General features: G+C 47.1%; 20 protein-coding genes. 5 read left to right on the forward strand and 15 right to left on the reverse strand.

Annotated features, from left to right (window positions below; genetic code table 11):
• The first annotated feature begins 48 nt into the window (after positions 1 to 48).
• Genes IS446_RS09110 through IS446_RS09120 form a run of 3 tightly spaced genes read left to right on the forward strand, consistent with a single transcriptional unit; the run spans position 49 to position 1,721 of the window.
• Positions 49 to 426 (forward strand): DUF202 domain-containing protein, encoded by a 378-nt coding sequence (locus tag IS446_RS09110; RefSeq protein ID WP_317192192.1) that lies wholly within the window; start codon positions 49 to 51, stop codon positions 424 to 426.
• Positions 416 to 1,018: a Tll0287-like domain-containing protein gene (locus IS446_RS09115; protein ID WP_203060020.1), complete on the forward strand. Its 603-nt coding sequence runs from the start codon at positions 416 to 418 to the stop codon at positions 1,016 to 1,018. The genes IS446_RS09110 and IS446_RS09115 overlap by 11 nt, the downstream gene beginning before the upstream one ends.
• Before the next feature lie 16 nt (positions 1,019 to 1,034).
• Complete coding sequence (locus tag IS446_RS09120) at positions 1,035 to 1,721, forward strand: aspartate/glutamate racemase family protein (RefSeq protein ID WP_203060022.1); 687 nt, start codon at positions 1,035 to 1,037, stop codon at positions 1,719 to 1,721.
• A gap of 42 nt (positions 1,722 to 1,763) precedes the next feature.
• Here IS446_RS09120 and IS446_RS09125 read toward each other — a convergent pair whose 3' ends face one another.
• The 4 genes from IS446_RS09125 to IS446_RS09140 all read right to left on the reverse strand — a co-directional run bounded on the left by IS446_RS09125 (position 1,764) and on the right by IS446_RS09140 (position 7,084).
• Positions 1,764 to 3,422, reverse strand: coding sequence for an MBOAT family O-acyltransferase (locus IS446_RS09125; protein WP_203060023.1), 1,659 nt, complete (start codon positions 3,420 to 3,422; stop codon positions 1,764 to 1,766).
• Positions 3,415 to 4,719 (reverse strand): GDSL-type esterase/lipase family protein, encoded by a 1,305-nt coding sequence (locus IS446_RS09130; RefSeq protein WP_203060025.1) that lies wholly within the window; start codon positions 4,717 to 4,719, stop codon positions 3,415 to 3,417. The genes IS446_RS09125 and IS446_RS09130 overlap by 8 nt, the downstream gene beginning before the upstream one ends.
• Before the next feature lie 6 nt (positions 4,720 to 4,725).
• Positions 4,726 to 6,183, reverse strand: coding sequence for an SGNH/GDSL hydrolase family protein (locus IS446_RS09135; protein WP_203060027.1), 1,458 nt, complete (start codon positions 6,181 to 6,183; stop codon positions 4,726 to 4,728).
• Between the two features lie 256 nt (positions 6,184 to 6,439).
• The gene (locus IS446_RS09140; protein ID WP_203060029.1) at positions 6,440 to 7,084 is read right to left on the reverse strand and encodes a DUF4130 domain-containing protein; all 645 of its coding nucleotides are present in this window, start codon (positions 7,082 to 7,084) and stop codon (positions 6,440 to 6,442) included.
• 158 nt (positions 7,085 to 7,242) lie between these two features.
• Here IS446_RS09140 and IS446_RS09145 point away from each other — a divergent pair, with 158 nt between their 5' ends.
• Positions 7,243 to 8,007 (forward strand): LexA family transcriptional regulator, encoded by a 765-nt coding sequence (locus tag IS446_RS09145; protein ID WP_203060031.1) that lies wholly within the window; start codon positions 7,243 to 7,245, stop codon positions 8,005 to 8,007.
• Positions 8,008 to 8,097: 90 nt separating this feature from the next.
• On the opposite strand, the gene IS446_RS09150 is transcribed toward IS446_RS09145, so the two are convergent.
• The 5 genes from IS446_RS09150 to IS446_RS09170 all read right to left on the reverse strand — a co-directional run bounded on the left by IS446_RS09150 (position 8,098) and on the right by IS446_RS09170 (position 16,009).
• Entirely contained in the window at positions 8,098 to 8,277 is a 180-nt protein-coding gene (locus IS446_RS09150; RefSeq protein WP_203060033.1) for a CPXCG motif-containing cysteine-rich protein, read from the reverse strand.
• 11 nt (positions 8,278 to 8,288) lie between these two features.
• On the reverse strand, positions 8,289 to 9,614 hold the full coding sequence (locus IS446_RS09155; RefSeq protein ID WP_203060035.1) for a TolC family protein: 1,326 nt from the start codon (positions 9,612 to 9,614) through the stop codon (positions 8,289 to 8,291).
• A complete protein-coding gene (locus tag IS446_RS09160; protein WP_203060037.1) occupies positions 9,604 to 12,804 on the reverse strand; it encodes an efflux RND transporter permease subunit in 3,201 nt (1,066 codons plus the stop codon). Before IS446_RS09160 ends, IS446_RS09155 begins: the two co-directional genes overlap by 11 nt.
• The gene (locus IS446_RS09165) at positions 12,801 to 13,934 is read right to left on the reverse strand and encodes an efflux RND transporter periplasmic adaptor subunit (protein WP_203060039.1); all 1,134 of its coding nucleotides are present in this window, start codon (positions 13,932 to 13,934) and stop codon (positions 12,801 to 12,803) included. The genes IS446_RS09160 and IS446_RS09165 overlap by 4 nt, the downstream gene beginning before the upstream one ends.
• A gap of 161 nt (positions 13,935 to 14,095) precedes the next feature.
• On the reverse strand, positions 14,096 to 16,009 hold the full coding sequence (locus IS446_RS09170) for an ABC-F family ATP-binding cassette domain-containing protein (protein ID WP_203060041.1): 1,914 nt from the start codon (positions 16,007 to 16,009) through the stop codon (positions 14,096 to 14,098).
• A gap of 65 nt (positions 16,010 to 16,074) precedes the next feature.
• Here IS446_RS09170 and IS446_RS09175 point away from each other — a divergent pair, with 65 nt between their 5' ends.
• Entirely contained in the window at positions 16,075 to 16,458 is a 384-nt protein-coding gene (locus tag IS446_RS09175; RefSeq protein ID WP_203060043.1) for a DUF983 domain-containing protein, read from the forward strand.
• On the opposite strand, the gene IS446_RS09180 is transcribed toward IS446_RS09175, so the two are convergent.
• The 6 genes from IS446_RS09180 to IS446_RS09205 form a co-directional block, all read right to left on the reverse strand.
• Complete coding sequence (locus IS446_RS09180; protein WP_203060045.1) at positions 16,455 to 17,513, reverse strand: NAD(P)/FAD-dependent oxidoreductase; 1,059 nt, start codon at positions 17,511 to 17,513, stop codon at positions 16,455 to 16,457. The genes IS446_RS09175 and IS446_RS09180 overlap by 4 nt on opposite strands.
• A 394-nt stretch (positions 17,514 to 17,907) precedes the next feature.
• Positions 17,908 to 18,795, reverse strand: a complete 888-nt coding sequence (porN, locus tag IS446_RS09185; protein WP_203060046.1) for a type IX secretion system ring subunit PorN/GldN — start codon at positions 18,793 to 18,795, stop codon at positions 17,908 to 17,910.
• A gap of 15 nt (positions 18,796 to 18,810) precedes the next feature.
• Positions 18,811 to 20,421: a type IX secretion system motor protein PorM/GldM gene (porM, locus tag IS446_RS09190; protein ID WP_203060048.1), complete on the reverse strand. Its 1,611-nt coding sequence runs from the start codon at positions 20,419 to 20,421 to the stop codon at positions 18,811 to 18,813.
• Between the two features lie 35 nt (positions 20,422 to 20,456).
• Entirely contained in the window at positions 20,457 to 21,110 is a 654-nt protein-coding gene (porL, locus tag IS446_RS09195; RefSeq protein ID WP_203060049.1) for a type IX secretion system motor protein PorL/GldL, read from the reverse strand.
• A gap of 46 nt (positions 21,111 to 21,156) precedes the next feature.
• Positions 21,157 to 22,512: a T9SS ring complex lipoprotein PorK/GldK gene (gene porK / locus IS446_RS09200; protein ID WP_203060051.1), complete on the reverse strand. Its 1,356-nt coding sequence runs from the start codon at positions 22,510 to 22,512 to the stop codon at positions 21,157 to 21,159.
• 147 nt (positions 22,513 to 22,659) lie between these two features.
• Positions 22,660 to 23,817: a formimidoylglutamase gene (locus IS446_RS09205; RefSeq protein ID WP_203060052.1), complete on the reverse strand. Its 1,158-nt coding sequence runs from the start codon at positions 23,815 to 23,817 to the stop codon at positions 22,660 to 22,662.
• Position 23,818: the final 1 nt, after the last annotated feature.

Genomic DNA, 23,818 nt, shown 5'->3' on the forward strand with positions numbered 1-23,818 from the left:
TAAAATTAAGATTATTCGTATTTTTAGTAGTGCAAAGTCATTTGACCTGTGCAACCGTTGTTACAGCCTTTGGGACCTCAACACCTTATCTTTAACACCAACCGCAGATCAGGGGCAAGTGCTCCGGGAATGAATTGCAGTGTATTTAAAATTGATATGGAATCGAAACGAAAACTTCCTGCTACAGACATCCTTGCCCTTGATCGCACGCGCCTGGCCAATGAACGAACCTTTTTAGCGTATTTCAGAACCTTTATCGTATTGCTGAGTTCCGGGCTGGCCGTGATCAAACTCGATGTTTTGAGCGATATCAAATGGATCGGCTGGGCACTGGTCGTTATTGGCCCTGCCATGTTACTTATAGGGATCATTCGCTTTTTCTATGTCAAACGTCATCTGAAAAAAGTTTTCAATTATGAACTCTAAAGGCTTCTTACTCGTCATATTGCTTTTTACACTTAATTCGTGTAAAGAAAATACCGATCCACAGCAAAAAGTGCAACCTGCAGAACAAGCTATAGATACCCGGGAATACCTTAAAAAGGGACAACAGATCGCTATGCAAACCCAGCAAGTCCTGGGTACCACACTGAAGCAAAAGATCGCCGAAGGAGGCCCCGAAAATGCCATTGCCTTTTGTAACCTCCGGGCCCTGCCCATAACAGACAGCCTGGCCAAGGTGCACCATGCAAGAATTCGCCGGGTGACCAATAAAACCCGAAACGGGGTGAATCGTGCAAACAGCGAAGCCCTTTCGATAATGAAACGCTATAAAGATCAACTCGAAAAGGGAGAAACACTGGAGGGAGTGGTGTATGTGAAAAACGATCATATCCAAACCTATTATCCCATCATGACCGCCCACCTGTGTATGCAATGTCATGGCATCCCGGTAACCGATATCAAGGCCGGAACCATGAGTAGCATCCTGGAACGTTATCCTGCCGACAGGGCCAAAGGGTATACCCCCGGGGAACTGAGAGGCCTTTGGAGTATTCAATTTGAAAAACAACCATAATAAGCCGCTTTAGCCTATGAAAACCCTTGGACTCATCGGAGGCACTTCCTGGTACTCCACAGTAGAATACTACAAGCTTATTAACGAGATGGTAGCTGCCGAACTGGGAAGCCAGGCCAATCCCGAACTCATTATTTACAGCATTAATATCGAGATCATGCGTTCCCAGGATTGGGATCGCATTAATGAGAAATACTTGGAAGTGGCCAAACGGTTGCAGGCTGCAGGAGCCGAAGGTATCCTGATCTGCGCCAACACCCCTCATAAGGTATTCAAATACGTGCAACCCAGGATCGATATCCCAATACTTCACATTGCAAGTGCCACCGGAAAAGAAGCCGCCAAACACGGCCTGAAGACCCTGGGCCTTCTCGGCAACAAACCCACCATGACCCTGGGGTATATTCCCGAGGTTCTTGAAGAGGAATTTGGCATCAATACCATCATTCCCGAACACGGCGGCAGCATTGCTAAATCCCACTATTTTATTAGCAAGGAGCTCACCCGCGGGGAATTCACCGAAAAAGCAAAGGCATTCTACCTCGAACAGATCCGGGCGCTAAAAGAACGAGGCGCCGATGGGATCATTCTGGGATGTACTGAGCTCCCCATTTTACTGGAAGATGTAAAGGCCGACATCCCCCTACTAAAGACCACCGACCTGCATGCGCAAATGGCAGCGGAGTTTATTTTGGGAGAATAGGTGAAGCGTCTTTGTTCTTTACTCTTGGTTCTACCGTCTCCTTTAGAATTGGAAATAAATAAACGGCTGGAAGTCTGACGAGAACGCCTGGTAGCACAATACCCCTACCACCGCAACGGCCATGACCTTAACAGGCATCGGACTGCGCCCGTACAAGCCTTCCAATCCGTCTTTGGTTGCTTGTGGCAGCCAGTGGGTGATATACCCAATAAGCATCACCCAGAATACGGCGCTATAGGCAGAGAGTACTTCTCCGGCTCCGGCCCAGTCCATATTGTTCCAGATCTGATCGTAGAGCTTTCCGATCTGCTCCATGCTCTCTCCACGGAAGTAGATACGGGTAAAGGTGATAAAGATAAAGGTCACCAGGATCTTCCAGGCGTGTACAAGCCAACCGGTCTTGTTTTCCCACGGACTCACCTTTCGCCAGAACTTATATACTACGATCCCCAGGCCATTGAGTCCGCCCCAGATCACGAATTTCCAGGATGCCCCGTGCCAGAGTCCGCCAATAAGCATGGTGAGCATGAGGTTGATATTGGTATTGATATGGTTCTTGATGGTGGGCGAATACATGGCTCCGAAGACCGCCGCCCCTACAAGGGATGGGATAATGATGTAGGTATACACACTACCAAAGGCCAGCATGACCCCAAGGAGAATAATCCCCAGGATGATATAGGAGGCCTTGGTTCCCTGCCGGTTCCCTCCCAGTGGGATATACAAGTAATCCCGCAACCAGGTCGAAAGGGAAATGTGCCAGCGTTTCCAGAAATTTCCGCAGTTCTCGGCCTTATAGGGGGAGTTAAAGTTGGTGGGCAGTTTATAGCCCATAAGCAGGGCCAGGCCGATGGCGATATCGGTATACCCCGAGAAATCCCCATAGATCTGCAGGGAGTACCCGATCATAGCCATGATATTGGCAAACCCGGAATACATATCGGGAGCATCGAACACCCGATCCAGGAAATGCATGGCGATAAAATCGGCAAAGATCATTTTCTTGATGAGGCCTTTTAGTATCATAAAGCTTCCCCGGTTAAAATCATCTTTGGTGATCACGGTAGGCTTATCGATCTGGGGCACGAAGTTCTCTGCCCTTACAATAGGTCCCGCCACCAGCTGGGGGAAGAAACTCACATAGAATCCGAAATCGAGGATCGAAGCAAGAGGCTTCACCTTGCGGCGATAGATATCTACACTGTAGCTAATCGTTTGGAAGGTAAAGAAGGAGATCCCCACGGGAAGAATGATCTTATCGACCGTAAAATAGTTCACCGTGGTAAAGCTGTTACTCCATTGAGCCAGCCAGTTAAGCACCTCGTAATCGGTCTTGAACAGGTAATTAAAAGAATCGGTAAAGAAATACGCGTATTTAAAATAGGACAGCGTACTCAGGTTGATGATCACACTTAGTGTAACCAGCACCTTTCGTCTTAGCGGATCATCGCTTCGGTAGATCCCACGGCCTATAAAGAAATCGACCACAGTAGAAAAGATGAGCAAGCCCACGAACATCCCGCTGGTCTTGTAATAGAAGAACAGGGAGATCAGGAAGAGGTAGAGGTTTCGTACCCGTATCTTTTTGTACAGCAGGGAAAATATGAGGTAGATCACCCCGAAGAAGATCCAGAAATTGGCTTGGGTAAAGATGAGGGGGAAATCTTCTGTAAACGTAAAAATATCTTTTATTCTATTCACCGATAGCTTTGAAATAGGTTAGTATACTGTTCACGGGTCTTGAGGCAGATCGTTCCCATTCGGTGATAAGCGCATCGAGCAGGAGATCTGCTTTTACGCTGTATCCGGGTTGGGTAAAGTGTATGCGGTCGGCAGGCATAAGTTCCTGTTCATACCAATGGGCAGAGGCACCATAGCCACCCATCACGCGGTAAAAGTCCCAAACGGCCATTTGGTACTTTTGGCCCAGCCGGTGTATGATCTCCTGCTGTTTGGCCGTATTGCGGTTGGGGTATCTGCGTTTGTAATACGAATCGTTGGGTACGGTAAGGAGGATGGCACAATCAGGGCTGGCACGCTTGATCATAGCCATGAACTCCTCGTATTGGGCCTCGAACTTTTCCGGGTTAAAATTGGGGGTATAAGCATCATTGGTCCCAATGGAAACAATAAAGAGGTCCGGTTCATAGAGGTTGAGCTGCTCTTCAAAAAGCTCACAGCGGAAGTACGAATCGAACTTGGCTCCGTTGGCGCCGATCGATGTGTATTCAATTCCCGGCTCATCGTTCATCATTTCCAATCCCATAAGAAGGAATTCGGTATCTCTCGGGGCATGGAGCTTGCGCTCTACCACCAGGGACACCTCTTCTACATCTTCCTTAAAACGGAGCTCCAGGAATTTCCCCTGGTCGACCACCGTATCGGAAAGCACCAGGGCGGGTTCGGTCACCCTTACCTGGTAAGCATCTTCCCAGGTATTGTAAAACACACGCAGGCGATTAAAGGAATAGCGCGTATTGAGATCGTCATTCTTATAGTTGCTTTTGATCACGATGGTATCTCTCACCTTCCGGAACGCAGCGGTTACCCCCGAAAGTCCCCAGGTGGTCTTGTGGTAGCTCACCGAGCACCGATACCCTTCCCACAGGTCGTTATGGGCTTCTACACGATAATTAAGCGGATTATTGGTATGCGCCAGGTGATACGGAAATACGAATCCGCGCTGACTTGTAGCTACCTCGCTCATGTTTTGGAGGTAGGTACGCAATTTATTCGAGTAGAAATCGGCTTGTATATGCGATCCTCCGATATGCATGATATGGAGTTTAGATCGCTCTCCCTGGTACACACTGTCGAGTTTCGAAAAGAATCGGGAAAAGGCCGGTGATTCTCCGGCATAGTAAAGCATATTGGCCTCGAGATCTACGAGGTCAGGGTGTACGCGAATCAGGCTATCTAACACATAGTTCTGTGCAGCAACCATGGTTCCAAACAGCAGGATACCTGTTTGCAGTAGTTGTAGTAGTCGTTTAGGCATTATTCATCACTCATTTAAGTCCAGCGACAAGGCCGTAAAAAACAGTTCGGAGATCACCTTGGTCCCGGAGGACGAAAAGTGGGTATAATCCGATTTGGCCAGTTCCTGGTCTACCCAATGTTGCATAGCGTTGGCACCTCCCATGGCTTCGAACATGCTCCAATAGGCGATCCCATTGGTCACACATGCTTCGCGGAGCTTGTTATTAAGATAAGGAAGATGTTTATAACTTACATAATTTCCATCTTGAAGTGTCGACATATCCGACGGACCGATAAAGATCACACTGGCATCGGCTCGCATGCGTCGTACCCAGCTCACATTAGACATCACGTACTTTACATAGCGGTCTATAGCCTCTTCGGTCTTCATATAGGGCACTGAATTCCCCCCGTACTGAAATATAAACACCTTGGGATCGAGTTCCCTGATCATGGCATTGAAATTCTCGCGGTCCAGCTTTCTGAACACGGTACCTGAGGCTCCTCTCATGGCCACATTATCCAGGGCGATCCCCTTATCTCCATCAAGGGTGAGTCCGTAAAAATCGGGGCTGATCTTGGAGCGCATGACGATCTTCAGATCTTTTGGGGGTGTTTTAAGATCGATCCTGTATTTGTGGTATGAGAGATCTGCAGGGAAACTGTCCTTTTTGATCAGGCTGTCTTTTTGGTACACCTCGATGCTGAGCGGGGTTTGTGCATGCCCGTAATGCAGATCGACGTGGGTGAATTTTCGCAAACGCTTATATCGGGTAGGTGCCACAGCAACAGCGATCGATGCTTCGGTCACCTCAATGGTATCTAATGAAACGCTGTCTTTGTGTATATAGGGCGTAAATCGGGAAACAGAGGTGAAGGCCCCGTATTTTTTATGATCGAACTTCTCGTGTTTGGGATCAAAGGCAGCAAAACGCAGCCAGTTCTCTGAAGGGGTCACCTTGGCTTTAAGCTGATGATAGAGCTGCTTTACAGGCACGAACCCCGGACCCTCTCCACCGTAGATGCCTTGCAAGCGGTTACGCACATAAGCCGAGATCCTGTCGCCTTCCAACTGGGAATCGCCATAGTGAATAATACGGCAATTTCCGGAACTAAGCTGCTTTTTCAATTTGGCAATGACCTCCTGCTTGTTTGCCGGCCAGTCCATACGTTTTATCCTGGAGGTATCGATCTTGCGGTAGTCTACCACAGGCTCTTTCACCGCTTCTTCCGGTGCCTCCTCCTCGACCACCACCTGGGCGATATTGGCTACGATACTATCAATGCTTTCTGTATTGGGGTGTTCGACCTTTCCGGCCATCATGAAGGTTTCTGTGGTAGGATATTTTACGACCTGGTCAAAGACCATAAATCCGTCCTCTTCTTCACCTTCCTTCACTACATGCCCTTCGCTCAAAAAGGTAATACCGAACATGAGCAACAGGGAGGCAATTAAAAACACACTTATATTTCGGGGATTCATGGACACTCGCTATTAATATTCCGCAATTTAAAAAATTATCCTTCAGATGCCCTGTATGGCAAGGCAATTAACAGCCCGGCTTATAAACAATACGAAGAACGAAATACTTAAAGCGATCGTATACTTAATTGAAGGATCTTTGAGGTGCCCCCCTGCAAAATGATCACTTCCCTAACCATACCCGAAAACAACCTCCCTGTCACGGTAGTCCTGTCATCGCTGATGACATCAGAACACTGGTAAAAATTTCCGCTACTTATGAAACCTTGAGTCCTGATTGCATATGGGTTAGCACAGGCATATCGGCCTCCCCTACCGGAGCTTCAAACACCGGCTCCAGGGTCTCCATATCGTAATGAAACCCATAGCTGCGTTTGAGGTCGTAAAGCACCCAAGCGAGATCACTTCGCTCATTCCTGAGGCGTTTTGCCAACAGGGGTAGCACATTAAAGTCAGGTTGTATCTTGATCCATTTCCCGTGGTTTTCCTGAAAGGCATTGCATACATAGTCATAGCAGCGTTGTTCGGAGCGACTAACCATTTGGGCTGCATAGGCGATCTTCTTTACACAGGCCGCTGAAGAGGTATCGGGCTGAAAATGCTCCTCACCATAGGCGAGGGCCACATATTCCAGGATACCATTCTCTGCTCCCTTCAACTCACTCAAAAAGGCCTTATACAACTGATCACAGGCTCCGGACCCCGCCTTGAGCCGGAGCGAGCGCCAAACCCCTGATGCCTTTAACGGATCGGTCTCTATGTGGAGCGTGCAGGTAAACAACCCCGGATCAGCCTGCTCTTCCCTGGAGATCACCACATTTTGAACATCCTTTTCGAATACCGTGTATACGGCGGTTAGAAGACCTTTAAAGCTTCCGTCATAGATCAATACAGTTTTCATAATTCCGGTTTTTTAGTTTGGCGCCAACATTTTGGAAAATTTCCAACCCATGCTGCGATAATAAGGTCAGGCTTGTTATATTTACCTGATGACAATTCAAAAATAGGATTATTTCCATTAAAAAGGAATAATTCCATATTTTTATTTATATTTACCTTATGAAGTATGACCTGCCCATAGAGGTGATCCGTTTCAAAGAGATCCGGGAATCACACAATATGACCCAACAAGCTTTTGCCGAGGCATTGGGTATTAAGAACTCTACGGCCGATATCGAACGGGGTAAGAGCAAGATCTCCGGAGCCGTGGTCGCCGAGCTCCTGCATCAATTCGGGGTAAATCCGTTATGGCTTTTCGGAAAGAGTCATCGAAAGACCATAGAGCTTACGGTAAACACGGCACCTAAGGTAGTAACCGTAGACAGCACCAATGAAGACAATATCGTATTGGTCAATGTAAAAGCCGCCGCGGGATACCCGCACAATATTCAGGATGTAGACTGGTACGAAGAGTTACCGGCATTTCAATTGCCACTAAACGAATACCGCAATGCCACCTATCGCGGCTTCCAGGTACAGGGCGACAGCATGCTCCCTTCCCTCTATCCGGGTGAATGGGTCATGGGGCGTGCCGTAGAAAGCCTGAGCATGCTCGACAACCATTCCATTTGCGTGATCGTACTGCAAGACAGTGTTTTGGTGAAAAAGGTACAGAAACACCCGGAGAACGACCGTCTGTCACTAATCTCCCTCAATAAGGAATATCCACCCATAACTGTAAACGCCAACGAGATCCAGGAGATATGGAAGGTGAACAGCAAGATCAGTATGGAGATCGACCAGGAGCCCGGAAACGCCTCCCTGGAACAGATCCACCAGGCCATATCGGAGATCAAAAAGGACCTCGAAGACCTTAAAAAGTAATTTCAGATACAGATCGCTGCCACCTGAAGATCTGGGGCAACACTACAACGAACCTGAAGATCAACGGTAGCGCAATTACGAACGGGAATATTATTGTTCGAGACTATCTGCAGTGAAGGAGGCGAGTTCACCCCCTTCAAATACAGTAGTTATGGTGATCGGATTACAACACACCTCACAATCTTCAACGTACGATTCGCTTTGAGACGGATCCAGTAACATAGAGATCGTCTCCCAGCAGTACGGACATTGAAAGAAGTGCTCGATCATGTGTATCCATTTTAGAAATCGGTGTTGAGCAACTGTCCACTCACCTGCAACACGGCAAGTTCTGCAAGTTTGGCCGTATACTTGGCCTGGTTCTTATTGAGAATGGCCTGTAGCAGGTTGATCTGGGCCTGCCTGAACTCCAGAGAGGTTGCCCTTCCCAGCTTATATCGCTCCTCGGTACGGTTAAAGTTGTTCTCTGTGGTCGCCACGTTCTTCTTCTGAGCCTCATAGATGAACAAGGCATTTTTATAGGTCTCCCAGGCATTACGAATATCCCGCTCTACAGAAAGCTCTATTTGCTGTCTAGTCAATTCACGGTTCTCAAAATTGATCTTTGAATTCTTATAACGGGTTATGGTTCCGCCTCCGTCAAAAAGGTTCCACGACAGGTTGACACCTCCTGTAAGTCCTACCGAAGTATTTTCCAACAGGAACGCCAGCGGAGAGTTGTTCTGGCTTTGGTTCCACCCATACGAACCAAAGAGCCCGATGGTAGGCAGAAATCCGCTACGACTCCCCTTGATGCTGTATTCACCGATCCTTTCACCAGACTGGGCCTGTAACAATAACACATTGTTTTGTTGTGCCTCGTTAAGCATACTTTCCATAAGCAATCCGGGCACAAAGGTCACCAGGGTATCTACACGAAATTCGGTATCGAGTTCCCTGTTCATGATCAGGTTCAGGTCGCGCTTGGTATTGGTGAGGATACGCACTGCATTGATCAGGTTAATACTATCCGTATTCACATCGACCTCGGCATTCAACACATCGAGTCCGGTATTTTGACCGTATTCGAATTGGTACCTGGCACGTTCCAGCCTATCTTTTGAAATATCCAGCGCCTGCTGAAGGTTACCGACGTTCTCGGTAAGTCGCGCTACCTCATAATACACTGAAAAGAGTTGCAATACTGTATTCTCTATCGTTTCTCTGGCCTGGAGCTCGGTGAGGTTACGCTCTTCTTTTAAGGAGCGGTAATTGTACAACCTTCCCAATCCGTCAAACAGGGTGTAATTAAGATCTACCGAAGCATTGTACCGCGTGGTCTCAACCCCATCTGCCGAACGCACATCGCCGTTTGCCAGCTGTCCCTCGGTTGAAGTTCGGTTGATATTAGCCCCGGCATTTCCGGTAACTGTAGGCAGAAATCGCGAATTGAGGATGCTGGCATTATTTTCTGCGATCTCGGTATTATTCTCGGCAATAGCGATCCCCAGGTTATTGGTCAGGGTATACGCTACTGCCTCTTTCTTTTCCAGTAATTCCTGGGCTTGTACCGGTGACATCCAACATAGGGCCGGCAAAAACAATAACAGGATATTTCTAAACTTCATGTTCTTCTAACTTTTGTTCTTTAACGGCTCTCTCTACCTCTCTTGGGTTTGGCAACTCTCCCTTCTTCAACCAGAAGGTCCCCTGCTTGATCTGGTTACTCATGGTGAGTAATACAGGCAGCATGAGCAGGGTCAATACCGTAGCAATGGCAATACCAAAGGATATGGAAATAGCCATCGGCTTGAGGAATTGCGCCTGACGGCTTTTTTCAAGAAGCAGCGGAGCCAGACCTGCCACAGTCGTAAGTGACGTGAGGAAGATCGCGCGGAAACGTGACTTCCCGGCCATGAGGATGGCCTCGGCATAACTCACGCCTTCTTTTAGGTAGCTGTTAAATTTCCCTATAAGTACGAGTCCGTCGTTCACCATGATCCCTACCAGGGCAATGATCCCTAACATGGAAAGGATATTGATCGGGAAGCCCATGATCCAGTGTCCCCATGCGATACCGATAACACTGAACGGGATCATGAGGATGAGCAGGAGCGGCTGACTGTAACTTCTGAAGGTAAAGGCGATCACCACATAGATCAGGAATATGACTATAGGCACAACTTTCCATGCCGATTTTGACAACTTCCCTGCCTCACGGCTTTGTCCGCTATCATAACTTACCCTCACTGTAGAATATAGCGACTGCATTTGCGGTACGATCTCTTCCTGTACGGTAGCCAGCACTTCTGTAGCCGAATCGTTAGGATTTGCGAGATCAGCTTCGATCCTGATCTCTCTTACCCCTTCAAGGTGCTGAATGGATTCATCCCCACGTGCGATCTCATAGGTAGCGATCTCCGAAAAAGGCACTCGTTGCCCCGTAGGTGTAAGGATACGCATCTCATCGAGGTCTCGGATCGACTCACGATCGGCAAGGTCATAGCGCACCCATACACGTATCTCATCTTGTCCGCGCTGAAATCGCTGTGCCTGAGTACCGAAGAATCCGCTTCGCACCTGCCCCATGACCGACCTCAGGTCGAGCCCGAGGGCATAGGCATTATCCTTAAGGTTGATGCGGATCTCCTTGATCCCCTCAGGATCGGTATCGACCACATCCTTTACACGGGAATCCTTTTCCAGTTCCTGACGGAAGAAATCCTTGGCTGCCTTTAGTTCGGCAGTGTTATTACTAAGCAGGGAAACTGAAACCGGTTTACCCCCAAAGTTACCTCCGGAACCAAAGGTGAGGCGTTCTACCCCATACACAGGCCCTGTAGTATCGCGAAGGGCATTGGAAATAAGGAACGACTCAAAGTCACGCTCTTCCCCCGGGAGGAGATTGATGTCCAGAGAAGCCTTATTGGTTCCCGGTCCTACACGTTTTACGATATTCTCAATGACTTGTTTATTTCCCGTTTGCTTTTCAGTGAACTTTTCATTCACCTTCCATGCATTTTGCTCCACCAGGGTAATGATCGAATCGGTTACCCTCGGAGCCGTACCTTCCGGCATGAGCAGGTTTACCGATACCCGGTCACTGGCAATACTCGGGAAGAAGGTTACCCGGATAATTCCACCTCCAATAGCTCCGACAGTAAGCACCACGGCCATGATAAAGATCCCCATGGTGAGCACCTGGTGTCGCAAACAGAACTTAAGCGTTGGCCCATAGGTCTTATCGCGCATATACTCCATGATGCGATCGCCATACTTGTTGATGTTACGCATTCCCGCAAAGAACTTTTGCACCAGGGTTACCGGCTCTTTCTTGCGTTCTTCACGTTGATGAAGTGCCTTGGAGTGTGCAATATGCGAAGGAAGAATTATAAGTGCCTCGATCAGGGAGATGGTCAGGGTAATGATCACTACGGTTGAAACCTCCCCAAAGAACTCCCCGATCCTGCTGTCAAGGAAGAGGAAGGTCGAGAATGCCAGTACCGTGGTAATAATGGCAGAAACAATAGCCGGAAGCACTTCCATGGTCCCGTTGATCGCCGCTTGTACCGGACCGGCACCTTTTTCGTAATGCTGATAGATATTCTCTGCGATCACGATCCCGTCATCTACCAGGATCCCGATCACAATGATCATCCCGAAGAGGGACAATACATTGATGGTGATCCCGAACATTCCCGCAAAAACGAATAGCCCCAGAAAGGAGATGGGAAGTCCGAAAGCCACCCAAAAAGCCATTCTGGAATTCAGGAATATAGATAGGAAAAGTAACACCAGGAAGATTCCTTGGAGGGCATTCATCGCCAACAACTCGGTACGCTGATTCAGGGTGATCGACCTGTCGGCAACCACTCCCAACTGCACATTGTTGTATTTTTTATTGAAGTCCTCGATATACTCCTTCACCTTATCGGCAGTAGGGATCAGGTCTTCGCTATTTGTATTGCTTATTGAAATGTTAACTGCGAGATTCCCGTTGAAATACGAAGCATTCGGATTCTCTTCAAAACGGTCACGAACATCGGCTACATCGCGTAATCGCACATTCGACCCGTCAGACAGGGCTCGCACGACCACATTGTTGAGCTGGTCTCCGTAATAATTTCTGTTATTGGCACGGATCAGGTAGTTCTCTGAATCGGTCTTGATATTTCCTCCTGTTACGAGGAGGTTGGTTTCAGATACCGACTGCGCCACCTCGGCAAAGGTCAGGTTATAAGCCTGCAGGTCTTTCTCACGAACGGCGATCTCGATCTCTTCCCTGGGGAATCCGGTGATCTCGATCTGGGAGATCCCATCAAAGCCACGAAGATCGCGCTCTACCTGCCGGGCGATCTGTTTTAAGGTCGCCAGGGAAACATCGTCTCCACTAACGTTAAAGGTAATGGTCTCCCGAACGGCGCGTTGTTTTCCTACCACCAGGGGTTCCATTCCCGTGGGGAATCCGGGCACCTGGTCTACAGCGTTCTTTACCTCGAGCAGCATAAAGTCGATATCGTATCCCTTTACGATCTCTACAGTGATATTCCCGCCATTCTCTCTTGAGGTCGAAGTAACACGGTCGATCCCCTCGATCCCTTTCAGGTTGTCTTCGATCTTAATAATGACTCCTTCCTCGATCTCCTGGGGTGCTGCCCCCGGATAGGTTACGTTAATACTAATGATCTTCGAATCGCTCAGGGGAAAGAAAGAAGAACGAAGCGATAAGGCTCCGATCACTCCAAAAATGAGGAAGGCAAGGATCACCACATTAACCGCAACATCGTATTTAATGAAATAGGCTAATATTTTTTTCATTGTGCCACCGGATTTAAGTCAGTTTCTGCGACCTTGACCACCATCCCCGGATAAGCTCCCGGAACAGCTTTCGCCAGTACATGAGCACCGTCTTTCAGCCCTTTAACGATCACGTGCTTTTCCGAATAGAACACGGGCTTTACAGGCAGCAGTTCCAATACCGTATCCTTAACTGCAAACACGCGGGAGCGGTCTACGAGAAGTGACCTTTCTATCTGGTAGGCATCATCAACATTGCGGGCGTGGATATTAGCCTGCAGATACATACCTTCTTTGATCTCCGGCGCCGCCACCTCTACAAAGGCGGTAATGGTTTGTGTGGCCTGGTCTATTTTTCCATTTACACGAGACACCTTACCATTCCATGAGGCCGTGTTTTCCAGGTTACTGAGTTCCACCTCTTCTCCTGCTTTGAGGTAAGGTGCAAAACTTTTATTCACAGAGACTTCTACCTCATAAACGCTTGGATCGATAAACTCCCCCAAACGCTGACCGGCACGAACAAGGGTTCCCTCGTTCACCTGTACCTCGGTAAGAATACCGTCAAAAGGAGCACGAATAACGTGCTTTGATAAGCGTTGCTCTAAATTCTTCAGGTTGTAATAAGAAGCGTAAACCCCACGGCCTATGAGGAAGTTCTTTACCTGCTGCGATGCAGGCTCCGGCAATTCCGACGTCGCTTTACCCATATCAAAATTCTTGAGGTACTGCTCCCAGGCCGGGAAGGCCTCAGGATAGTCCAGCCTCAGATCAGGCAACACTCCGGTAATAAGATTTACCAGCATACTTTTTTGCGACTGTACAGAGGCTCCGAATTCTTCGTCATTAATTCTAAGAAGCACCTCTCCCTTACGGTATGACTGCCCTTCTCTGAACAATTTTGAACTCGCTACGAACACCCCCTGAACCTCAGAAAAAAGTTCGATTCGCCTTTTGGCTACGATCGTTCCGTTGGCGTTAATGATCACAGGAACTTCCCCATTCTCGACCGTATCCACATAAACGGTCTTGATCACTTTTTGTACAATTGACTTGGGCTTTTTCTTATTTTGTATCAAATAAGAAGCCCCGTATATACCGAGGGCTACCAATATGGCGCCTAACACCCCGGAAACGACTTTATGATTCATATGTAAATTAGTTGATAGTGCTGCAAAGCTATCCATATAGGCCGCTTTAACAGGTTAAAACTTTCTTAAATATGACAGGTGTTCGCAATTAATACGCGAATAAGTGCTAAAGAAAGTTTTTGAAAACAAACAACAGGAAAGCCCCCTTTATAAGACTGAACCTAAGCCTCTCCCAGCTCTTCGTTGTACATAAACCAATCTTCGGTGACGGCTTCCAGCTCCTTTTTAAGAGCATCGTAAGTTTTAAAGAAATCAGGGTCGGCAGAAAGGGCCTCATAATTCTCGGCCAGTTCTTTGTCTTTAGCCTTGATCTCTTTCTCCAGTTGTGCCATGCGACTTTCGGCCTTGCTCACCTTATTCCTGAGGGCCTTTTGTTTTTTCTGTTCCTCATAGCTCAATTTGACGGGCGCTGTTTCCGCCTTTTTTGTCACCTTGACCGGATCTCCTTTTTCTACCTGGCGGAAGTTGGCCGCCTTGCGTTGCTCCAGGAAGTCGTTGATATCGCCAATGTACTCTTTAATGGCCCCATCCTTAAACTCATACACCAGGTTGGTGAGTCCTTGCAGGAAGTCCCTGTCGTGAGACACGAGTAACAAGGTCCCTTCAAAATTATTCAAGGCCTCCTTAAGCACGTTCTTTGACTGTATATCGAGGTGATTCGTGGGCTCATCCATCACGAGCACATTAAAGGGCTCCAGCAACATCTTACATAGGGCGAGTCGGTTGCGCTCTCCCCCTGAAAGTACTTTCACCTTTTTCTCTACTTCATCCCCACGAAACAGAAAGGCACCGAGCATATCACGCACCTTGACCCTGTTCCCGTCGTTAGCAGCATCCAGCATGGTATCCAGAACGGTCTTCTCTCCATCCAGGTATTCGGCCTGGTTCTGGGCAAAATACCCGATCTGTACATTATGCCCCAATTTGAGATCACCCCCATGCTCCAGTTCTCCTACAATGATCTTTGCAAGCGTGGTCTTTCCTTGTCCGTTCTGCCCTACGAACGCCACCTTACGCTCCCGCTCCACCAGGAGATCGATATCGTTAAGCACTTCTTTGGAACCATAGTGCTTTGATACGCCTTCGGCTTCGATCACGACCTTTCCGGGACGAACCGACACCGGGAAACGCACATTCATCACCGCATTGTCTTCTTCATCGACCTCGATACGCTCGGTGCGCTCCAGTTTTTTTATGAGTGACTGCGCCATAGAGGCCTTTGTAGCCTTAGCGCGGAACTTCTCAATGAGCTTTTCGGTTTGCTGGATCTGTTTTTCCTGATTTTTTTGTGCGTTGAGTTGCATTTCGCGCATCTCCTTGCGCAGCTCCAGGTATTCAGAATACGGTTTTTTATAGTCGTAGATCTTCCCAAGAGAGATCTCGATCGTTCTGTTGGTTACATTATCGAGGAACATTTTATCGTGAGAAACAATAACTACAGCCCCCGAATAGGCCACTAAGAACTCTTCCAACCAAATAATAGATTCAATATCGAGGTGGTTGGTAGGCTCATCCAGTAGTAATACATCATTATTCTGCAATAAGAGCTTGGCAAGCTCGATACGCATACGCCAACCTCCGGAAAAGGTATCGGTAAGCTTGTCAAATTCCTCACGTTTAAATCCGAGCCCCTGTAACACCCTTTCGGTATTCCCCTGGTAGTTATACCCTCCCAGCAATTCATAGCGATGGGTATTGTCACTGAGCTCAACCATCAGATCGTGGTAGGCTTCACTCTCATAATCGGTACTTTCAGCCAGGGCTGCATTGATCTCCTCCATACGACGCTCCAGCCCCTTGATCTCTTCAAAGGCCTTATAAGCCTCTTCGAGTACGGTAAATCCTTGTTCGAAGTCGATATCCTGCCTTAGAAATCCTATGCGCACGTCCTTATCGGTTGCCAGGGTGCCCTCGTCGGGCTGCATATCACCGGAGAGCAGTTTGAGCAGGGTCGACTTCCCGGCACCGTTCTTTCCGATGAGTCCGGTGCGATCTCCCGGGCTGAGCTTAAAAGATACCTCTTCAAAAAGATATTCCCCTCCAAAGGATACCGATAGATTATGTACGTTGAGCATTTTTTGTGACTATAGTTACAGGGCACTTAGTGCTAAAGCACTAATTTTACCTAAAATTTCTGCAAATGTTAAAAAAAGGATCAAAACTATACAGCATTTTAACAGGAACTTGCCCCCGGTGCCAGCAAGAGTCCATGTATACGTATAGAAACCCTTACAACCTCATGAACACCCTGAAAATGAATGAGACCTGCTCGCATTGCAACCTGAAGTACAAGATGGAGCCTTCGTTCTTTTACGGTGCCATGTATGTGAGTTACGCTTTGGGGGTAGCCTTTGCTGTGGCTGCTTTTGTAGTTTCCTTCCTTTTTATAGGCACCGATCTGCTAACCGCCTTTATGAGTATTGTAGGTACCCTGGTGGTATTCATGCCGGTGATCATGCGTCTGGCAAGAAATATCTGGATCAATTTCTTCGTAAAGTATGAGCGGGATGCCGGAAAGGCTTAGGCCTTTTTAAACCATCGTTTTTGAAATCGCACCGCATCCATTTCTGACGGGATCTCCCCCTCATTCTCGATGTGCTCCAAAAGGATAGGCGCTGCCCAGGGCCCGATCATCACCCCTCGGCTACCAAGGCCGTTAAACACGTAAATATTCGAATGCTCCGGATGCGACCCTACCAGCGGACGCCTGTCGGCAACCGTTGGCCTGATCCCCGCCAGGTGAGCGGTGACCTTATACGGAATTTTCAGGAAGCGCTCCAGCTTCTCCAATAATTCATCTTTGGCTTCTTGTGTAGGGGCATTGGTCTTATCCTTCCACTTATAGGTTGCACCAACTTTGTATCGACTACCTCCTAAGGGCAAGAGGAACACAGCCGATTTAAGGATGTGGTCGATCTCCAGGCCGGGAATATCCACTTCAAGCACCTCTCCTTTGGTGCCGTTAAGAGGCAGGTAGTTAAAAAAGGGATTTTTATGGAGGCCAAAGCCCTCACAAAACACCACATGCTTGGCATTCAATCCGTCGTAATGCACCCCGTTCTCTGTCCACTCCAGGGCGTCGTAAGCGAAAGCCTCCTTATAGAGCCTGTGCTCCTTGTCGAGCTCCTTCATATAAGCCTCCTGCAGGAGTCCGCTATAGACCCATCCGGCATGTAGCACTTCACCAAAACCGTGATCGGCGTGTACCCCATCGATCTTACGATGGACAATGGTCGTGCACATAAAAGGGGCCAGCAGGGGCTTATCGGCGGCTTCGAACCAGTTGTTCTGCTCTTCAACCGAAACGAAGCGTCTTAGAAGCCTGAGCGGCGTATTCAGGGTTACCCCCAGACGCTTTTCGATGGCACTGTAAAAACCGGGAAGTACATCCAGCTGTTCCTTAGCCCTCCAAACAGGGGTAAAACGCTTTAAAATTACCGGATTGTACATACCGCCTCCCACGCGGGAAGATTGCTGTGAACCGTCGTCAAAGACCACAAAACTGCGTTTTCTTTTTCGCAGTTCCTCGCAGAAAGCGATCCCCGCCAATCCGCTGCCTACTACAATATAATCTACCATAGTGTAAAGTTACGAAGTTATGAGGTTATGAGGTTATGAGGTTATGAAGTTACGGGTTACGGGTTACGAGTTAAGAGTGAAAAGTGAAAAGAGATGAGAGAAGCGAGAAGGGAGATGAGCAAAGAGTAAAGAGGAAAGAAAAAAGGGAAGGCAGGAAGCGAGATGCGAGATGCGGCAAGTGGTGAAGGGTGATGAGGAAAGAAGAAAGAGGAAAGAGGAAAGAGAAAAGAAGAAAGAGAAAGGAGGAAATGGAGATGCGGGAAGAGTTACGAGTTAAGGGTGAAGAGTGAAGAGGAAAGAGAAACTAATAAAATGGACCAAAAAGAAGGAATAAAAAAACGCCCGGGGTTTCCCGGGCGTTCTCTATAATATACTGAATTGGAATCTTGGCAGTTTAGTAACTCCACATATCCTGCTCTTTGTCGCGTATACCTTCTTTGATACGCTGTGCTTCGAGCAGTTGGAAGAGAGCGTTATCAGGGATATAATCCTTGATCTTACGGTCTTCCTGAACATTTTCTTCCTTATAGATATAGGCGTTAAACCTTCTTGCATTCAGCAACTGATCGAAGGAGATCGGCCTGGAAGAGTTCTGATTGTTAAAAGCCTTAGCTTCGTGAAGAATATTTCTCACAGACGGGAACCATACCCAGAAAAGCTCAACGAGGTCGGCGCTTTCACCATCGATAAAGTTCACATCGGGAGCAACAGGTGCTATACCCAGCAGTCTGTATTTAAGTTCTCCCTGACGCTTATCGAAATACCATACCCCCTTGATTCGCCACTCCTCGATATCGGCAGCAGTGAGCTCGCGCTCATTGATGTACTCAGGTGAGATCATCTCCCCTGCGTTTAGCTGCTCGTAACCAAGATCGGTGGTATCTACCTTTTTCAAGGTTGCTTCAAGATCCTTAAGGGTTCGTTTATCTGTGAAATAAGAATCGGCATAAAGGTCAATATTCCCGAGCCTTACATTCTTCATCATTACATCATAGAGTGATCTTCTGTCTTTCCCAATACCCACGGTATCGATAGGATAATAGAATGGGAAGTTCACCCTCTCATCGAGATCTATACGCTCCCAAACGGTCTTAGACCAAAGGATGTCGCGATCGTCGACGTAACCGTATGGCAGCGGTGCGTCGTTATCGGCCTCGATCTGCTCTGCGGTCTTCACCCCAACCATCTCAGGAGTCTTGGCATTAAGCAGGTTGGCCTGCGCCATAGACGTACCCGAAATAAACAGGGCTGAAATCGTTACTATAAATCCTCTCCAATTCATAAAAAATAGTCTTTATTAGTTTGTTAACTCCACAACAACAGGAGATACTTTCTTAAGCTTATACGCTCTGTTATTGGTGATATAGGCTTCGATATCGAAGATCTGAACAGCCTCTCCACGTCCGGCACGCTTAAGCGCTGCCTTGGCACGGGCATCCAGCTTATTCCCTTTAACCTGTACTGTAGGCTGACCGGGAACTTTGAATTTGAATCCGCTAACTGCGATATTCAGGTCAAAGTCAAAATCTTCAAGCATCGCACCGATGGTAGAGATCTCCAGGTTATTACGTGGCATCTTGATCTCTCCGAACTCTCCACGAACAGTTCCTGAAGGTCTTGGAATATCCTTGATACGGAACTCACTGGTTGAAGACACTCGCTGTCCGTCAGGAAGGGTACCACTAGCAGTGATCTTAACCGAACGACCTTTCCCTGGCTTCATAGCGAAGTTACTACCTGAAACTCTTGAAAGTCCGGTTGCACTAGCAGTAACTTTATTATCAGGAATACCAGGAATCGAAATGGTCAAAGGGTTAGTTACACCACGGTAAACCACATTCATCTTATCTGCAGAGATCACAGCCGCATTAGGCTTACTGATCACAGAAAAAGTCTTGTCTACAGGAACTTCGATCTCTTTTCCGTCTTCCTTAAAGATCAACATACCTTCCAGTTTGTGATCTCCGGGACGACCGGCACTAACCATCATTTTTACCTGACCGTTAGCGAATTCGTAGTCCTTACCTTCTTCAAGCTTTCTTCCGTCAAGGGTAAGTTCTGCTCTGTCCGGAACGGTACTTTCATCTACCCTTCCAAGAACGATAGCTCCGTCGAACTTCTCACCGGCATAGTAAGCAGACTTAGGCTGCTCCAAAAGGGTTGAGTAGTTGCTGTAGGATACATCAGAAGCTAACTGACCCTGAACCATTGCAGAAAGAATATCTTCTTCAGTGGTCTTGATATCAGACTGTACATTGGTCAATTTGGTCAATGAAGCGATCAACGGGAAACCTTCGTAGTGGTAGTTCAACCAGTCGGCTTTCTTACCATCGCGCTTACGGGTTACCTTCCCTTCAGCATCTCCGGTGTTAAAACGCTCAGAAATGGTTTCAACCAGGGCAGCTTTTTGATCTGCACCTACTAAAGAATCGTTAATACTATTAACCGTAGCAATAGCCTGCATCTTGTAATTCTTAAGGAAGTCTATGAATTTTTGACCTTCTTCAGAGTAGTTATCTCCCTGGAAGAACAGTTGATCAAGATCATCTGCCTTGTCCATCACTTCATAGTTTCCGCTTTCAAGATCTTCCTCCTTCACCTTAGCAGTGATCTTGGTCTTGATCTCTTCTACGTAGTTGTAGAATTCTCCGGACATCGCATTTACTCCGTTATACTCTTCGAGCATAGCCTTGTATTTTTCCGGCTGGTCGGCAGCCTTCTGCTTTAGTCCGTTATACGCCATCTGATTACTAAGGGTGGCTTTTTCATTAGATACTTCAAGTTTTTCGTTCAAAAGACCGAAAGCCGAGAGTACCTCTTTACTCATGTTTAACGCAAGCATCGCGATGAACACCAGATACATCAGGTTGATCATCTTCTGCCGCGGTGATAGTTTTCCTCCTGCCATAACTAATTAGGATTTAAGGGTTAATAAATTACTAATTAGCTCTTGTTCATTGCAGAAAGCATTCCACCGTAAACTCCGTTCAGAGAAGAAAGGTTTTGGGCAAGAGATTCCATCTGTTCTTTAAGGGCACCGGCGTTGTTAGCCACTTCCTCGTTGATGGCAGCCTGGCGGCTTGCACTTTCGAGTTGCACCTTATAAAGACTGTTAAGCGATTCCATTTGAGCAGCTGCAAGAGATACCTCTTCGCTGTATTTTTTAGTAGAATTAAGCGCTTCAGCAGAAGGAGCAATGCTCTTGGCAGCACCTTCGAAGTTCTTGATGCTCTCACCAAGACTCGCCATAAGCTGAGAATCTACCTTAGCCTCTTTCAACATGTCGTCAAGCTTCTTAGAAAGCATCCCTTCAGCTTCCTGTACTTCAGCTCCTGCAGACTTTTTACCTCCGACTGCCTCTCCTCCGGCAAGTTCCGGGTATACGAGAGACCAATCAAGTTCATCGTCTACCGGTTCGAAGGCAGAGATCGCGAAGATCAGGGCCTCAGTGATAAGTCCGAAAGCAAGAAGAACCGCCCCGTTTACAGGTCCGATCTCCCAGTGAAGGATCTTAAACAATGCACCGAGAATTACTACCGATGCTCCCAGCCCGTAGGCCATGTTGAATAACTTTTTTTGTGATTTTGCTTGTGCCATAGTTACTAATTTTAGTTGAGTTAAGTTATATAATTTGGTGGTTTGGCTATTGGGTAACGTCAGTACCCATGTAATCCTGAACTGTTCTGAAGCCGATATAGCTTCGAGCTGAGTCCTGATACTCGTAATCTCTCGTACTTACCTGAAGGAAGTACGCAACATCCTTCCATGAACCACCGCGAATAACTCTTCGTTTGTTTTCACCATCATAGGTGTTCGGGTTCATGGTCGAAACGTATTCGTAAGAATTGGGGTCGTAAGATGAATTGGTCCACTCCGACACATTACCTGCCATATTGTACAGGTTGTAATCGTTAGGATCATAAGATTTTGCTTCTACAGTATACAATGCCTGGTCTGCAGCATAGTCACCACGAAGCGGCTTGAAGTTGGCCATAAAACATCCTCTGTCATTAAGAATGTAAGGACCTCCCCAAGGGTATGTTCCAGACTCGATACCTCCACGGGCAGCGTATTCCCACTCTGCTTCGGTTGGCAGTCTGAACTGGTTAACCGGTTGCTTACCTTTGCTTTTATTAAAGTCGTTCTTGTATTTCGATCTCCATGCACAGAATGCTTTAGCCTGGTGCCATGAAACACCTACTACAGGATACTCGCTATAAGCCTCACTCCAGAAGTAGTCGTTGTGCATAGGCTCGTTATAAGAGTAAGCGAAGTCTTTGATCCATACAGTAGTATCGGGATACACAAGGGTTTCTTCCTTACGGATAAAATCCTTACGGTTACCCTGTCCTTTTGCACGGGCTGCTGCCTGGATATCCATCCAGTTATATGCATACTTAAGTTTGGTTACATCGATAGTTCTTCTTCCGTTGTAAGTCTCGTCTTCGGGAATGTACATAGAATCCATCACCTCAGCGTAGTACTGATCAGGATAATCGCGGTTATCCCAAACGAGATCAGCCTCCTTATTTAAACGGCGGCCTCTGTAACTTTCTTCACCCATACCACCTCCGTAGTTGAAAAGCATATACTTCTCATATTCAGAAAGGTTTGTGGTATCGGCATCTTTAAAGGCGTACTCTCCGATCCCTCCGTTCCCGGGAACTTCACCTAGTTCTTCAGCGAGAATTGCCAAACGGGTACGTACGATAGAGTCTTTTACCCAATGTACGAACTGACGGTACTCACTGTTCGTGATCTCGGTTTCGTCCATATAGAAAGAACGTACAGTAACGGTTTTGGTAGGAGCATTGAGAACATTGGCTACATCATCATCAGATTTACCCATGATAAATGATCCGCCTGGTACCAGTGACATTCCGTAGGGCTTTTCGGGATGCCAGCTTTTACCGCTTACACCAACTAATTCTCCTCTGTCATTTGACCCACAACTGGCCAATAGAAATGTAACAGATGCTAATAGAAATAGCTTTTTCATATGCATTAATGAGGTTAAATTACATTCATAAATTCAGGATGGTAAACCTATCCAATAAATTCCAAAAAAACAATAATCGTACTTTTTTTGTTGTCAAAAGCCTACAAAACAAAGTGTACAAATCGCAATTTGTTATTATAGAACTTATTACACAATCATTTTCTTACAGGCTTTCCACCACCTTTCAGGGACTACGCCCTCTGTAGCGCGCAGATATTCTTCCTGCGTGCATGGTAATAACGTTTGCCTTTCAGAATTATTATGCGATTCTTGATTTTTAGGCACTTCGATCCACCATCTTCCTGAAATATTACTTTTAAAGAAAAGCATATCCATATCGTCTATGGGGACAATATACTTAGTGAAATTATCTACAGAAGCAAAAGGATAATCATTCTTTCTGATGTTTACCCCTTCTATAAAATACCAAACGAGTTGCGCTGCGAGTTGTGCCCCCTGGGAAGAAGCCTCACACTCGAACAACCCAAAACTGGTTACCTTATCACTGATACCTGCATACCTGGCTATAGCACAGATCTCCCTGCCATCAAATCCGTTCGGATTGTTATGCGGAAGCGAACCCAGGTCTGCAGCGCGTACTGCCGTAAGATCGACACTCACCAGGTCGGCATCGCGAAATACCGGCTCAACGACGGTAACATCGTGGATCACTTCCCCCAAGCGGTAGGCATCAAAGAACAAACGCTCCATAAGATCGATCTCTTCCTGGGCGTTGCAATAGGTCTGATACCCGATGTTTGAAAAGTTAAATAGATTGTTAGGCGGATTCACGATGATCTTATTCATATAGGAATCTGAAGAGATCAACTCATCGGCTTCCCCAAAATCGAATTTACTATCTACTGTAACCAGGTTCACCATTTGCTCCATGGTGTCATATGCCCTGTACATGGCATAGGTAAGATCCTGAGTTCCGCCAAAAACCACCGGAATAACTCCTCTCTTTAAAAGATCGGCAGTAATACTCGAGAGGGCAAAATAGGTATCTTCAACCGTATCTCCGGCACGGAGATCTCCGAGGTCGACGATCTTTTGCGACCAGTTCCCCATAAATAATCGGTAGAACTGCCTTCTGAATTCCTTTAACTTCAGATGATCCTCGCGTTGCACTTTGGCATTTCGAAATTCATCGACGCCTATAAGGGCCATTTTTACACCTTCCAATTCGGGCATACCCTCTTTTTCTGAATGGATCTGGATGCTGTTCCCGATCGCCTGGGGCGGCAACAGCTCATTGTGGGCAAGGACCACGCTCTCTACAGGAGAGAGAAAGTCGGTATTCATA

Origin of the sequence: Robertkochia sediminum (assembly GCF_016786255.1) — a bacterium.
Classification (GTDB): Bacteria; Bacteroidota; Bacteroidia; order Flavobacteriales; family Flavobacteriaceae; genus Robertkochia; species Robertkochia sediminum.